We start from the raw sequence: 14,179 nt of genomic DNA on the forward strand, positions 1-14,179 counted from the left end.
ACCAGATAGACCAGATAGATCAGACAGAACAGATGGAACAGACAGAAAAGGACGCCATGTCCCAGCTCTCCCCGGTCCTCAAGCAAGCCACTCCCGTTGTCGCCGCCCGAGGCGAGGGGGTGTATCTCTTCGACGCCGACGACCGGCGCTATCTCGACTTCACCTCGGGTGTCGGTGTCACCAGCACGGGCCACTGCCACCCCCGGGTGGTGGAGGCCGTGCAGCGGCAGTCGGGCCGGCTGATCCACGGGCAGTACACGACCGTGCTGCATGAGCAGTTGCTGACGCTGACCGGGCGTCTCGGCGAGGTGCTGCCCCCGGGCCTGGACTCCGTCTTCTACATGTGCTCCGGCAGTGAGGCGGTGGAGGCGGCGCTGCGGCTCGCCCGCCACGCCACCGGCCGGCAGAACGCGATCGTGTTCGATGGCTCCTTCCACGGGCGCACCATGGGCGCGGCGTCGCTGACCACGGCCGGCAGCCGGTTCCGCGCCGGTATCGGCCCGCTGATGCCGGGGGTCGCGGTGGCGCCCTTCCCGCACGCCTTCCGGCTGGGGATGAGCGAGGAGGAGGCGGTCGAGCACGCGCTGCGCGGTCTCGACCATGTGCTGGCGACCGTCAGCGCGCCGTCCGAGACCGCGGCGATGTTCGTCGAGCCGGTGCTGGGCGAGGGCGGCTATGTGCCCGCCCCCGCGGGGTTCCTGGCCGGTCTGCGGGAGCGGGCGGACCGGCACGGCATCCTGCTGGTGGTCGATGAGATCCAGACCGGTTTCGGCCGGACCGGCAAGTTCTGGGCGCATCAGCACAGCGCCGGTGTCGTGCCCGATGTACTGATCACCGCCAAGGGTCTGGCGAGCGGATTCCCGCTCTCCGCGATCGCGGCGCCGGAGCGGCTGATGAGCAAGGCGTGGCCGGGCTCCCAGGGCGGGACCTACGGCGGCAACGCCGTGGCCTGCGCGGCGGCGCTGGCGACCCTGGATGTGATCCGGGACGAGCGGCTGGTGGAGAACGCCTCGGCGCAGGGCGCGCGGCTCGCGGAGGGGCTGCGGAAGATCGCCGCCGGGACGCCCGCCATCGCCGATGTGCGGTGGCTGGGTCTGATGGCGGGCAGCGAGTTCTGCCACCCCGACGGCTCCCCCGATCCCGGCACCGCCAAGCGCGCCCAGAGCGCCGCCGCCGAGGGCGGCCTGCTCCTCCTGCCCTGCGGGGTGCACGGCAATGTGATCCGGATGATCCCGGCGCTCGTCGTCACCGCCCCCCAGATCGACGAGGCGCTGTCCCTGTGGTCCGCGGCCGTCGCCACCGCGACGCGGTAGTGCCCGTCCCCCTTCTGAAAGGACTGATCACGGCATGACCGAGAAAACACTCAACGACATCGGCTGGACCTCGGAGTATCTGGAGTCCACCCGCGAGGTGTGGTCGGCACCGGTCTCCCCGGGCGACCGGGAGCTGCTCTGGGCCGACTCCGTGGCCGAGCGGTGGAACGGCGCGGCTCCGCAGCGCGAGAACCTGAACTCCTTCCTCCAGCGGAGCATCCGGTCGGTGGGTTTCGCGCACGTCCAGCGGCTGATCGACCCGGCGGCGCCCGACGACGACATCGTCCGGAGCCTGTCGTTCCTGGTGCGGGATCTGGGGGAGATCGTTCCGCAGAACGCCCAGGGGGATCTGACCCGGGTGCTGCGGGACAACGACGGCGACGGGAACACCGAGCTGGGGTTCCACTGCGACACCTGTGATCTGCTGGTCCTGCTCTGCCTCCAGCCCGCGGTCCGGGGCGGGGGCAACACCAAGCTGGCGAGCGCCCGGCACGTCCACGACATCATCGAGCAGGAGCGGCCCGATGTGCTCGCCCTGCTCCAGGAGGAGTGGACCTTCGACCGGACCGGGCGCGCGGGCGTCCAGACGGTCGTCTCGCCGATTCTCTTCACCCAGGCGGACGGGACGGTCGGCTGCTACTACCAGACCCGTACGGTACGGGCCTCGGGAGAGCTGAGCGCCCGCCGGCTGGAGGCGCTGGACTACCTCGACGAGGTCCTCTACCGGCCGGAGATCGCCTTCGGGCTCCAGCTGGCGGCGGGTGATCTGCTGGTGATCCGCAACAGCAGGGTGCTGCACGGCCGTTCGCCCTACGTCGACGAGCCCGAAGTGCCCCGCCGGGTGCTGCGCGTCTGGATGGACACCCGATGACCGCCGGACCCGCCGGGCGGGACACGGACACGGGTGCGGCCACGGGACCCGGCACCGGCAGGATCGGTGTGGTCACCGGCGGAGGCGGCGGGCTCGGCCGGGCCAGCGCGCTCGCCCTGCTCGCCCAGGGCTGGTCGCTCGCCCTGGCCGGCCGGCGCGAGGAGGCGCTGAAGGAGACCATCGCCCTGTCGGGCGCGGGCCCGGACCGGGTGATCGCCGTGCCCACCGACATCCGCGACCCCGCCCAGGTGGCCGCGCTGTTCCGCACCGTACGGGCGCACTTCGGCCGGCTGGACCTCCTCTTCAACAACGCGGGCGCGGCCGTCCCGCGCCGGCCGGTCGCGGAGGTGGACTTCGACGACTGGAGCAAGGTCATGGACACCACCGTCACCGGTACCTTCCTCTGCGCGCAGGAGGCGTTCCGGGTGATGCGGGACCAGTCCCCGCAGGGCGGGCGGATCATCAACAACGGTGCGCCGTCCGCGCACTCGCCCCGGCCCAACGCCATCGCCTACACGACGGCCAAGCACGCGGTGCTCGGGCTCACCCGGGCCCTGTCGCTGGACGGGCGCCCCTACGGCATCTCCTGCGGACAGATCGACGTGGGGAACGTGGACCCGGCCGGCGGCGGTCCGCAGCCCGCCGCGATGCAGGCCGACGGCTCGATGGCGGTCGAGGCGACAATCCCCGTGGCGCGCTTCACGGAGTCGCTGCTGCTGATGGCGTCCATGCCGGCGGACACCAATGTCCAGTTCCTCACGGTCCTGCCCACGACCATGCCCTTCATCGGCCGGGGCTGACGGCGATGCTGATCAGTGCCCGCTCCTTCGACGAGTACCGGGCGATGTTCGCGCTGTCGGACGACGACCTGGCCCTGCGCGTACTGGACTGCCCCGGCGGCGCCGCGAGCTTCGTGGCCCTGGCCGGGGCCCGGGGGACCGACGCGGTCGCCGTCGATCCGCAGTACGGTCCCGGCCGGGAGCGCCTCGGCGAGCTGGTGCTGCGCGAGATCGAGCACAAGCACCGGTCCGTGGCGGACAACGCGTCCTCGTACGTCTGGGACTGGTTCGGTGACGCCACGCGCTACACCCGGCTGCGGTCCGAGGCCGCGACCACCTTCGCCGCGCACATCACGGCGCGCCCGGAGCGCTATGTCGAGGGGACCCTGCCCCATCTGCCCTTCGCCGATGGCTCCTTCGATCTGGTGCTCAGCTCCCATCTGCTGTTCTCCTACGGCGCGCGGTTCGATGCGGAGTTCCACCGGAACGCGCTGATCGAGCTGGTCCGGGTGGCCCGCTGGCAGGTGCGGCTCTTCCCGGTGGTGCTGCACACCACGGACGAGCGGTACGAGCATCTCGACCGCATCCGCGCGGAACTCGACGGCTTCGGTGTCGCCTCGCGGCTCGACCGGGTCGCCTATGAGTTCCAGCCCGGCGCCGACGAGATGCTCGTCCTCGAATGCGGCGACCGGGGCGCGCTGCCGGACCCGGTGCCCGGCGCACCGGCGCGCGACCCGGTGCGCTGGCGGCATCTCGGCGACGGGGGCTGACCCGCTGGAGGCGCGGGTGCGGGGTGGCGGTCCCCGCACCCGCGCCGTCAGATCAGCAGCCGCAGCAGATGGGCGCAGGCAGCGGACTCGCTCGGGTGGCGGGCGATGGCCTGGTGCGCGCCGCGCTCGTACACGCCCGTCTCCCACCCCCCGTCCGGGGCCCGCCGCAGATACAGGAAGTCGGGGGGCGTGGGGGCGGGTTCGTGGACCCCTTCGATGTGGTAGTGGCCGTCGGCCACCCCCGCCGCGCTCAGCGCGGCCCGTGCGCCGCGGCGGTCCATGGCCGCCCTAGCCGGCCACGGCGGTGAGGTAGCCGCGCTCCAGCAGCCACTTCACATGGAGGCGCTCGCCCTGCCCCGGGTCGAGGAAGACCGGGTCCAGCTTGATCTGCCGGCCCCCGCCGGGCTGCTCGAACCAGGGCGCGATACGGCCCTGCCACACCCAGAACGGCTTGGCGACCTTGTAGACACGGTAGTCGCAGGCGACCGCCGCGTCCCGGGTGTTGAGGTTCTGCGGGGGCAGGGCGCGCTTGCGGTAGGCGTCACCGGCCGGGGCGAGATAGCTGCCGAACTCGGAGCCGAAGCGGTCCAGCCGCTGGCCGGGGCGGAGCTTGGTGGGCTCCTTGTCGATCTCGCCGTTGACCTGGCCGAAGCCGTCGTTCGGCGGGTACTTCCAGCCGCCGGTTCCGGCGGGGCCCTCCCAGTACTTCGCGAGGAAGGCCGAGGGGGTGAGGGAGCCGGTCCGCTTGTACCCCTTGAGCAGCGGCCCGACCGGTGCGACCTGCTTCTCCGGCAGCCATTGGGGGCCGAGACGGGCGTCGTCGAGGAACTTCCCGGTGCACGGCGGCTCGTGCCGGGGTGCCGCCGCCCTCGGCCGCTCCGGGGTCTGCGGGGCGGCGCTCGCCGCGGGGGCGGTCATCAGCCCGGCGGTGATGCCGAGCGCGGCAAGTACGGTGCTTATTCGATTCATCCGGACATTCCCCTCGTACTGATGATCATTCAGAAAAGCCGGGGAAGGGTATCGCCCGGTCCGGTGGAGAAGTCGCCGCCACGGCGATTTCCGGCCGGATTCGATCACCGCGTTCTGCGGCTTGTCGTCGGCTGGTGGAACGGCGGGCGGTACGAGAGGGTGATCGATCAGGGCCGATCTTCAGACCGAAGGGGTACGCGTTCATGACGGCGTCAGGCGTTGAGAGACAGTCGGTACCGGTACCGGGAACGTATGAGATCGACACGGCGGCCTCGTCCCTGCGGTTCGAGACGCGTGCCTTCTGGCTGCTTCCGGTCGTGGGCACCCTCACCATCGGGCACGGGTCGATCACCGTGTCCGAGTCGGTGGAGGAGTCGTCCGTGGATGTGGTGATCCCCAGCGGAAGCTTCGACTCCGCCAACGCGAAGCGGGACGAGCACGTGAAGTCCGCCGAGTACCTGGACACGGCCGCGTACCCCGAGATGACCTTCCGCGGCCGGAGTCTCGACCGGTCCGGCGGGGGCGGGACGCTGCGGGGGCAGTTGACCGTGCACGGTGTCACCCGCCCGGTGGCGATAGCCGTGGACTCCGTCTCCTTCGCCGACGGGCGGCTCACGGCCCGCGGAACCACCACGGTCGACCGCTACGCGTTCGGTGTGACCCGGTCCAAGGGGTTCACCTCCCGCCATCTCACGATCAGCGTGACGATCAGCGCCCGGCTCTGACCGGGCCGGTTCCGGGGGGTTCGGCAGCCAGGGCCCGGCGGCCGGGCCCCTCCGTGCGTACGGCCGGGTGAATCCCCCTGCGCCGATCGGGTGCGCACCGGCGTGGCGCGGTCTCGCGCCGGTGGTACCGGGAACGTCTCAGCCGCCCCTGCCCGGTACACCGAACAGTCAAGGGACCGACCATGCGCATCAGAACCGTTCTGGCCGCCGTCGCACTCGCCGTCGCGGCCGTCGCCGGAGCCTCGTCCGCCGCTTCCGCCGCCACACCCGGGGCCGTCCTCTCGGACGCCGCCCTCGACTCCCTCGACCTCAACTCCGCCTTCGAGTTCGGCGACATCACCGTCACCACGACCCAGAACCCCGATGTCGTGGTGGGGTGCAGCCCCGGAGCGGTGCTGCTCTCGCCGTCCGTGCAGTGCGGGATCTTCGACATCGCCCCGCAGTAACGGGGTCGCGGCCCGGGACATCGCTCCGCTCGGCCGGAGGACGGCGCGTGGGGTGGTGTTCCGAAGGCCCCCGGAGGCCGCGCCACCGGCCCGCCGCCCCCGGCGTCCCGCGTCAACGCCCGCTCCGGCACCGTCCCGACGGGCGGGCGCCGGCCACGGCCGGGGCGGGAAGCGGGACTCACGGGCCCCGCCGGCATCCGCACCGGTACCCCGTGCGCCGCGCCCGCCCCCGGGCCCGCCGGGCGGAGGGCTCAGCCGCGCACCGCTGCCGCCGGGTCCGCGCGCGGAGCGGCGGCGTCCGGGTTCGCCTCCTCCCTGGCCGGGGTTCGGTGGCGAGCCGCTCCGGGTACCGCGCACAGGGACGGCCACAGGCCGGTGTCCCGGAGCCCGGCGCCGGTGCCGGGCGCACCCCGCGCACCCACCCGCCGGAGGGCCGGGGGCATGAACCCGCCGGTGGCGAGGTAGGGATCTCGGCGGCCCAACGGGGAGGCAGGCAGAGAGCAGAGGGGGTTCTGACCGATGTCGAAGAGCGTCCGTCGCCGGTGCCGTGGGCGAGGCTCCGGGTGACCGCGGTGAACGAGCCGGCCGGGGGGAACGAGGGAGACGACGGGGACTCCGGCCCCGGGTCCGGGTCCGGGCCGTGTCAGCGGGAGGGGGAGGCCGGGCGGTTCCTGGCCCTCTCGGCCGCGCTCACCGGTTTCGACGCCGCCGAGCTGACCGGGACCGGGCTGGCCGGGACCTACCGCCGGCTGGTCCGCTCCCGGAGCGATCCCGCGCTCTACGAGAAGCTGGCCGCCACCGCGACCGACCCGTACGTCCCGACCGGCGACGCGGCGCTCGACGGGCTCGCCCGGGCCGTCTGCCACCTCTGGTACGCGGGCGCCTGGCCCGACGGGCCGGGCGGCGGGCCCCCCGCCCCGGTCTCCGCCCGCGCCCACGCCGGCGCGCTGGTGTGGCGGAGCTTCGGCGCCCATCCGCCGGGGGCCGGAAGACCGGGTCCCGGCTCCTGGGCCGAGCCCCCCTCGGAGCCGGGCGGGGGCGAGGGGTTATGACCGGTGCGGAGCGTTTCGATGTGATCGTCGTCGGCGCGGGCATCGCCGGATCGCTGGTGGCGAAGGAGCTGGGCGCGCGGGGCTGGCGGATTCTGGTCCTGGAGGCGGGGGTGGGCGACACCGACGGCAGCCCCGCCGTGGACGCGGACCGGTTCCGCGCGGCGGCGATGAAGGTCCCCGGCTCGGCGCTGGCGCCCAACCCCCTGGTGCCCTCCCCCGACGTACCGGACCTCACCGGTCTGCCCGGCGGCGGCTACCGGGCGGCCGGGTATCTCGTCCAGAACGGCCGGCTGCCGTACGCGAGCGGCTATCTGCGGGTCAACGGCGGCACCGGCACGGCCTGGACGGGGCTCACCCCGCGCATGCACCCGGAGGACTTCCGCACCGGGGAGTTCGGTTACGGCCGCGACTGGCCCATCGGCTACGGCGACCTGGAGCCCTACTACCGCGCGGCGGAGCGCGAACTGGGGGTGGCCGGTGATCCGGCCGAGCAGCGGGACCACGTCGGTCTGCCCTGGCCGGACGGGTACGCCTACCCGCATCCCCCGGTCCCGCCCAGCCATCTCGACCGGATGCTGGCCGAGCGGCTGGACGGGCGCCACGCCCGGGACCCCGCGCACCCCCACCCGACCCCGCTGCGGGTCGTCGGCACGCCCCAGGCCCGCAACACCGCCGCGACCGAGGAGCACGGGCCGGTCTGCGAGGGCAGCGCGAGCTGTATCCCGGTCTGCCCGACCGGGGCCAAGTACACCCCGCTGCGCACCCAGGCACGCTGGGCGCCGGGGGTCACCCTGCGCACCCGCGCGGTCGCCGCACGGATCGTGGCCGGCCCCGGGGGGCGGGTCACCGGAGTCGAGTACCAGCGGTACGACGACCCGGCCGGGCCCTCCCGTCCGGTCCGGCACACGGCGCGCGCGGCCACGGTCGTCCTCGCCGCCCACGCGATCGAGAACGCGCGGCTGCTGCTCGCCTCCGGGCTCGCCAACTCCAGCGACCAGGTCGGCCGGAATCTGATGGACCACCCCGTGCTGCTCACCTGGGGGCTGCTGCCCCGGCCCACCGGGCCCTACCGGGGGCCCGGTTCGACCTCCGGTCTGGAGGGGTTCCGCTTCGGTCCGGCCCGGGCCGCCCGGGCGCCCTTCCGGATCGAGATCGGCAACTGGGGGTGGAACTGGGCGGTCGGCCCGCCCTCCCTCGATGTGGCCGAACTGCTGCGCCACGGCGATCCGGCGGGCGGTGGGCGGGGGCTGTTCGGACCGGCGCTGCGGAGGGCCGCCGGGGAGCGGATCGGCCGGCAGTTCGCCCTCCAGTTCGAGCTGGAGCAGAGCGCCGACCCGGCCAACCGCGTCACCCTCGACCCGGGTCCGCCCGATCCGCTGGGCCGGCCGCGCCCACGGCTCACGTATGACCTCTCCGACCATGTGAAGGAGGGGATCGCGGCGGCCAGGACGGTGTCCGAGCAGATCTTCGCCCTGCTGGGGGCGGAGGACCACAGCCGGTACGCACCCGGGCCCGCGCACCCGGGCTGGTACAGGTACCGGGGCAGGTCCTATGTGTACCGGGGCGCGGGCCACGGCGGGGGCACCCACATCATGGGCGACAGCCCGGCCGACTCCGTCGTCGACGGCTGGCAGCGCTGCTGGGACCACCCCGGCCTCTACGCGGTGGGCTGCGGGAGCATGCCCTCGCTCGGCACCTCCAACCCGACGCTCACCATGGCCGCGATCACCCTGCGCAGCGCCGAACAGATCCACCGCGACCTGTCCGCGCGGCGCGCCGCGGCCCGACCGCCGGCCTCCGGGGCTCACCCGGGTCCGGCCACCCCCGAGGAGACCCGCACCCCGTGACCGACGAACTGACCCTGCCGCCCGTGACCGCCCCGTATCTGCTGCCCTTCCACTACGGAGCCCTGCACAACATCGGCGTCGACCACCTGGTGGACCCCGGTCCGGTGCGGGCGGCCCTCGCGGCGCACCACCCCGATCTGACCGCGGCGGACTTCGGCGGAAGGGCCTGTGTCACCCTCAACTACCAGCTGTACTTCGCCCAGTACCCGAACGGCGGCGGTATCACCCAGGAGATCGAGTACAGCGTCGTCGCGCATCCGACCGCGAGCGCCGGCCGGCTCGCCAGGCTCTCGTACGAGGAGTACGCGCGGGGGTACGACCAGACGAAACTGCTCGGGATCGCCCGGCTCCATGTGCTCTGCGACAACCCGCTGGCGATCGCCGCGGGGACGGCGCTCTTCGGTGAGCCGAAGTATCCGGCCTGGTTCCGGGCGGCGATGCCCTCTCCCAACGGTCCGGCGGGCGAGAGCTGGGACATCGTCTGCAAGGAGGCGGTGGCCTCGGAGAGCGGGGACGGCATCGACCGCCGGGACCGGACCCTGTTCTCCCTCTCCGCCGATCTGACCGGTCTGCCCGGGACCCCGGTCAACAGCACCCCCATCACCGGGTACGGCACCGACGCCGGCGGCCGGCCGCTGGCCGGTCCGCTCCATGTGTACCAGCCCTACCGGTTCTTCCCCCTGGCGGCGGCGGACGCCGGGCGGGTGCGGCTGACGGTCCACGACAGCGGCTCCCGCATCGGCACCGACATCGCCGCCCTGGTCGGCGGGGCTCCCGCCGCCGGGGCGTGGAGCTTCCAGTCGGCGCCGGTGGCGGCCCACCACCGGCCCTACTACGTGCCGCGCGCCGGCTGAGCCCGGGTCAGGCCCGCTCGGCCGCGAGGCGTTCGAAGGCGGTCGGGGTGGTCCGGCGGTGGAGGAAGTCCTCGATCCGCCGGGCGCACTCGGCCGGGCTCGCGTCCCCGGTGTCGCACTCGATGTCGTAGACACCATGGGCGTGGACGCGCTCGAACTGACCGGCCGCCAGTCCCGCCGGCCGGTCACCGCGCGCCCGTTCCCTGCGCTCCAGCTCCGGCAGGGGGCAGCGGACGCCGACGAGGACGGTGTCCCGGTGCGGGAACAGCTCCAGACAGTCCCGCAGGCGCCACGGCTCGCTGAGGACATGGTCGACGACGACGGTGTTGCCCGCCCCGGCCATTCCCGCGACCGCCCGGTGAAACCCCATCCAGGTGCGCCTGAGGACGGCGGGCAGTTGCTCCGGGGTCAGTTCGGGCTTCGAGCGCATCGCGTGGAAGGCGTCCACCGCCAGATGGAAGGAGGGTTCCTGGAAGAGGCCCACCAGCTCCTTCGCGATGCTCGACTTGCCCGAGCTGGAGGTCCCGTTCAGAAAGACGATCAGCCCGCCGAACCCCCGCCGGGGTCCCTCCGCCCCGGTGGCGGCCCCGGCTCCGGGCGTGGTCCGTGTGGTCATGCGTGCTCTCGCATCCCGCGCTGCTCCAGGGCGTCCGGTCCTCGGGGCCCACCACCCCGGAGGAGAGTGACCGCACCGTACAACGGTCTCCTCCGGCGGCGGGTGGCGGGCCCCCGGGGCGGCTGTTATCCGAAGGTGAAGGCGAAGGCCTGGACACCGGGGGCGGGGCGGAGTTCGAGGCGGGCGTCGTGGGCCTCGGGTTCGTCGATGAGGGAGTACATCGTCGGGGCGCCGGTGACCTGGATCGTTGTGCGGTGGCGGCCGTTGACGAGGACCTCGACCGGGCCCTTGCCCGCCAGCACCAGATTGACGTTCCGCGCGCGGTAGTGGAGGGCGAGCCGGGCGTCGGCGCCGGCGGTGAAGTGCTCGTAACCGGCGGTCCAGGTGCCGCCGAGGGCGACGCCGTCGCGGCGCAGCTCCCCGGGCATGCGGTAGGTCTTGAGGCGGTCGGCGGCGATCGGGTCACCGGTGTAGCGGCGGATGCGCTGGTGGCTGAGGTAGGTCTCGGGGGTGCGGCCCTCGGTGAGGTCGGCGTCGCTGCGGCCGGTCCTCGGGGGCAGGGCGGCCGACGGGGCGGCCTCCGTGAGCAGGGTGCGGATGTGTTCCTCGGTCTCGCGGTAGCGTCCCTCGCCGAAGGTGAAGTGGCGCACGGTCCCCCGGGCGTCGATCAGATACTTCGCGGGCCAGAACCGGTTGCGGTAGTTGTCCCAGGTGGTGAGTTCGTTGTCGAGGGCCACCGGATAGGTGACACCGAGCTTCTCCGCCTGGTCGGCGACGTTCCCGGCGTCCTTCTCGAAGGCGAACTCGGGCGAGTGGACCCCGATGACCTCCAGGCCCGCGTCACGGTAGGCGCGGTCCCATGCCTTGACATGCGGCAGGCTCCGCTGGCAGTTCACACAGGAGTAGGTCCAGAAGTCGAGCAGCACCACCTTGCCGCGCAGCGATTCGAGCTTCACCGCGCGACCGCCGGGGGTGTTCAGCCACCGGGTGATCTCCTCGATCGCCGGGGCCCTGCCGCAGGACTTGAGTTCGTCGGCGCCGTCCTCGCAGCGGGACAGCTCCTTGTTGGAGTTGTCGTACAGGCCGGAGAGCTGCTGGCGCGCCCGGTCGCTGTCCTCGATCTTCCGCTGCGCCGACGCGGTGTAGTCGGGCAGCGCGCGCTGGAGGGCCGTGGTGAGGTCCAGGGCGAGGGCGAACGCGAGGGCGATCATCAGGGTGCCCGCGGCGATCCGCAGACCCCGGGCGCGGGTGCGGAAGGCGGTGACGCGCTCGGTGACCCGGCGGCCGGCGAGCGCGAAGATCAGCAGGGGGACCGCGGTGCCGACGGCGAAGGAGAGCGTCAGGGCGACGATATCGGCGCTGATCTCTCCCCGGGCCCCGGCCACGGTGATCGCGGCCAGCACCGGTCCGGCGCAGGGCACGTACAGCAGACCGAGACCGAGCCCCAGGACGAAGGCGCCGCCCTCCTTGTTGACCTGGCGCTGCGGAATGCGGGCGAACGGCTTCTCCAGCAGCCGCTCCAGGGGCGGGAAGACCAGGCCGAGGCCGATCAGGACCAGCAGGGTCAGACCGACGTAGCGCAGGATGTCGTCGGGCAGCCCGAGCGCGGAGATCAGGGTGACACCGAGGAGGGTGAAGAAGCTGAAGCTGAGCACCAGGCCCGCGACCACCGCGTAGGGGCGGAGGTTGCGGCGCCGGGAGGGCCGGGCGGCGGGAGCGGGGGGCCCTTCAGCGGCGCCGGGCGGTGCGGCGGTGCCGGACCCGGCGGGCACGGTCGCGGGTACGGGGGCGGGTGCGGCGGCGTTTCCGGGTGCGGCGGCGAGGAACACCACCGGGAGCACCGGCAGGATGCACGGGGAGACCGCCGTGATCAACCCGCCCAACAGACCGATCAGGGACAGGGTCAGCATGGATGGTGCCCTCCGTTCGGAGACCGGAGTGTCCGCCCTCTGCCCTGATTCGGAGCCGGGACCGGCCCGGATTGCCGCCCGTGCCGGGCCGGACAGATGTGCGCCCGTGCCGGACGGCACGGGCGCACACGGTTCCGCTCAGCGGGGTGACCGGCTCAGAGGGTGATCGGCTTCTCGCAGGTGACCTCGTCGCGAGGGTCGTAGCGGGTGCGGAAGGTCTCGCGCCCGACCTCCTTGTCACCGGAGCGCAGCACCCGGTCCACGGTGACGTTGAAGCCGTCGAGCGGCGTCTGCGGCAGACAGTTCTTCTTCGGCCCCTCGCGCTTCTCGGGCTTCTTCACCTCGGTGCGGGGGCCCTTGACGGCCTCGACGGAGTCGTACTTCTTGGTGCCGTAGAAGCTGATGGTGACCGAGGAGTCGGTGGAGCTCGCGGCGATGTAGATGGCGTTGCCCGAGTCGTTGGCGAACCGCAGATCGAGGCTGCCCCAGGCCACCGTCGCCTCCCGGCCCTCCGGGTAGCGCTCGATGTAGAACGAGTGGGCGCCGTACTCCAGGGGCTTCACACCGGCGAAGAAGATGGCGTTGAAGACGGTGGTGGCGACCGCGGAGACCCCGCCGCCGGCGGCCTTGGTGTACTGGTCGTCCTGGATGATGATGCCGTCCACGAAGCCGTTGGCCTTGGTGCGCTCGCCCACGGTCTCGTTGAAGCTCCAGTTCTCACCGGGCTTCACCAGCGAGCCGTTGATCAGCTCCACCGCGCGGCCGATGTTGGTGGTGCGGTAGGGGGCGGGGTCGAAGTCGACCGTGAAGGTGGACATCCGCTCCTTGAGGCCCAGGGAGTCGAAGTTCTCCCGGCTGATCTCGGGCTGGACGGCCCGGGTGGGCAGGGCGGCCGTGCGGGCGTCGCCGCCGCGGGTCAGCAGGGGCAGGACGGTGCGCCCCAGCGCGTCGGCGGTGACCTTCTGGCCGGGCCTGCCGTCCTCGGCGAGCACCACGGTGCCGCCGTCCAGGCTGAGGGTGCCGTCCTTGGGCTCATCGGTGATCGCGGCCAGCGAGCGGGTCACCGCGGGGTCGGCGCGCAGGGCCTTGGCGTCGAGCCGGGGGGTGAGCCGGTCCGTCTTGTCGGGCTTCATGGCCAGGTGCTCGCCGATGGTCGCCGGGGATATGGTGCCGGCGCGGCCACCCACGGTGACGGTGACCGGGGCGGACATCGCGGGCCCGGCGAACTCGGCCATGGCGCGGTCGACCTCGGCGGCGCCGACGCGCGGCTCGCTGCGCTCGACCGGCAGGGAGACCGGGCCGGTCCTCCCGTCGAGAACCGCCTCGCGGACCACACCGGTCGCGCGGCCGACGTCGAGCGTCTCGCCGACGCGGGCCCGCACGGGCACCGCGCGGCCCTCACGGAAGGAGATCGCGCCCTCACGGGCCGTGCGGTCGTACTTCCCGGCCAGCTCGGCCAGTGCCGTCCGGGTCTTCGCCTCGTCCACCCGGTGGACCGGCTCGACGGCGCGGCCGTCGGAGGCGAAGAGCCGGCCGATGACGGTGAACGGCCCCGATCCGGTCCGGGCGGCCCGGGCCACGGTCTCCTCGCTGTCCAGGGTGAAGCCCGCCGCGCGGGAGTCGACGGTGCCGGTCCTGTCGCCGATCCGCACCTCGACCGGCGCGGGCCACTCACGGGCCAGCTCGCGTTCCAGTTTCGCCTCGGCCCGGGCGGGGCTGAGCCCTCCGATGTCCACGCCGCGCACCCGCGTACCCGAGGGCACCTCGTCACCGGAGACCAGCAGGCCCGTCACATACAGACCGCCGAAGCCGAGGCAGACCGCCCCCACCACGAGCGCGGCGGGGTGTATTCGGCGTCGGCCGTCCCCGGCGGTGCCCGCGGAACCGGAAGAACGAAGCACTGAAACCTCCTTGTCGATGGCTGCCCCGGCACACACCGGTCCCCCCGAGGGTCCGGCTGCGCGCCGATCACCGGGAGGGCGTGTGCCGGGCCCGGCGGGACGACACCCGCCTCATGCGCACTCGTA

The 14,179-nt window shown here is 73.2% G+C and carries 14 protein-coding genes; 9 read left to right on the forward strand and 5 right to left on the reverse strand.

Annotated elements, in window-relative coordinates:
• The first annotated feature begins 56 nt into the window (after positions 1-56).
• From ACWCRA_RS08135 to ACWCRA_RS08150, 4 genes are read left to right on the forward strand one after another with little or no spacing between them, the layout of a single operon-like run.
• On the forward strand, positions 57-1,313 hold the full coding sequence (locus tag ACWCRA_RS08135) for an aspartate aminotransferase family protein (protein ID WP_351549638.1): 1,257 nt from the start codon (positions 57-59) through the stop codon (positions 1,311-1,313).
• Positions 1,314-1,347: 34 nt separating this feature from the next.
• On the forward strand, positions 1,348-2,184 hold the full coding sequence (locus ACWCRA_RS08140; RefSeq protein WP_351549532.1) for a TauD/TfdA family dioxygenase: 837 nt from the start codon (positions 1,348-1,350) through the stop codon (positions 2,182-2,184).
• Positions 2,181-2,984: an SDR family oxidoreductase gene (locus ACWCRA_RS08145; RefSeq protein WP_451067064.1), complete on the forward strand. Its 804-nt coding sequence runs from the start codon at positions 2,181-2,183 to the stop codon at positions 2,982-2,984. Before ACWCRA_RS08140 ends, ACWCRA_RS08145 begins: the two co-directional genes overlap by 4 nt.
• Positions 2,985-2,989: 5 nt before the next feature.
• Positions 2,990-3,733 (forward strand): methyltransferase domain-containing protein, encoded by a 744-nt coding sequence (locus tag ACWCRA_RS08150; RefSeq protein ID WP_351549538.1) that lies wholly within the window; start codon positions 2,990-2,992, stop codon positions 3,731-3,733.
• A gap of 47 nt (positions 3,734-3,780) precedes the next feature.
• On the opposite strand, the gene ACWCRA_RS08155 is transcribed toward ACWCRA_RS08150, so the two are convergent.
• Together ACWCRA_RS08155 and ACWCRA_RS08160 are read right to left on the reverse strand one after the other, a co-directional pair.
• The gene (locus tag ACWCRA_RS08155; protein ID WP_351549540.1) at positions 3,781-4,014 is read right to left on the reverse strand and encodes a hypothetical protein; all 234 of its coding nucleotides are present in this window, start codon (positions 4,012-4,014) and stop codon (positions 3,781-3,783) included.
• Between the two features lie 7 nt (positions 4,015-4,021).
• Positions 4,022-4,702: a TNT domain-containing protein gene (locus tag ACWCRA_RS08160; protein ID WP_351549543.1), complete on the reverse strand. Its 681-nt coding sequence runs from the start codon at positions 4,700-4,702 to the stop codon at positions 4,022-4,024.
• A 203-nt stretch (positions 4,703-4,905) separates the two neighbouring features.
• Here ACWCRA_RS08160 and ACWCRA_RS08165 point away from each other — a divergent pair, with 203 nt between their 5' ends.
• From ACWCRA_RS08165 to ACWCRA_RS08185, 5 genes are all read left to right on the forward strand, one after another.
• Entirely contained in the window at positions 4,906-5,427 is a 522-nt protein-coding gene (locus ACWCRA_RS08165) for a YceI family protein (protein WP_351549546.1), read from the forward strand.
• Positions 5,428-5,609: 182 nt separating this feature from the next.
• Complete coding sequence (locus tag ACWCRA_RS08170; protein WP_451067065.1) at positions 5,610-5,873, forward strand: hypothetical protein; 264 nt, start codon at positions 5,610-5,612, stop codon at positions 5,871-5,873.
• A gap of 572 nt (positions 5,874-6,445) precedes the next feature.
• The gene (locus ACWCRA_RS08175; RefSeq protein ID WP_351549552.1) at positions 6,446-6,925 is read left to right on the forward strand and encodes a hypothetical protein; all 480 of its coding nucleotides are present in this window, start codon (positions 6,446-6,448) and stop codon (positions 6,923-6,925) included.
• A complete protein-coding gene (locus ACWCRA_RS08180; RefSeq protein WP_451067066.1) occupies positions 6,922-8,772 on the forward strand; it encodes a GMC family oxidoreductase in 1,851 nt (616 codons plus the stop codon). Before ACWCRA_RS08175 ends, ACWCRA_RS08180 begins: the two co-directional genes overlap by 4 nt.
• Positions 8,769-9,626, forward strand: coding sequence for a hypothetical protein (locus tag ACWCRA_RS08185; protein ID WP_451067067.1), 858 nt, complete (start codon positions 8,769-8,771; stop codon positions 9,624-9,626). Before ACWCRA_RS08180 ends, ACWCRA_RS08185 begins: the two co-directional genes overlap by 4 nt.
• Positions 9,627-9,633: 7 nt before the next feature.
• Here the strand turns inward: ACWCRA_RS08185 and ACWCRA_RS08190 are convergent, their stop codons facing one another.
• From ACWCRA_RS08190 to ACWCRA_RS08200, 3 genes are all read right to left on the reverse strand, one after another.
• The gene (locus ACWCRA_RS08190) at positions 9,634-10,242 is read right to left on the reverse strand and encodes a chloramphenicol phosphotransferase CPT family protein (protein ID WP_451067068.1); all 609 of its coding nucleotides are present in this window, start codon (positions 10,240-10,242) and stop codon (positions 9,634-9,636) included.
• Positions 10,243-10,367: 125 nt separating this feature from the next.
• Positions 10,368-12,152, reverse strand: coding sequence for a cytochrome c biogenesis protein DipZ (locus ACWCRA_RS08195; RefSeq protein ID WP_351549563.1), 1,785 nt, complete (start codon positions 12,150-12,152; stop codon positions 10,368-10,370).
• 155 nt (positions 12,153-12,307) lie between these two features.
• A complete protein-coding gene (locus ACWCRA_RS08200) occupies positions 12,308-14,053 on the reverse strand; it encodes a VanW family protein (RefSeq protein ID WP_451067069.1) in 1,746 nt (581 codons plus the stop codon).
• Between the last annotated feature and the right edge of the window lie 126 nt (positions 14,054-14,179).

Source organism: Streptomyces sp. NPDC001889 (genome assembly GCF_053594535.1).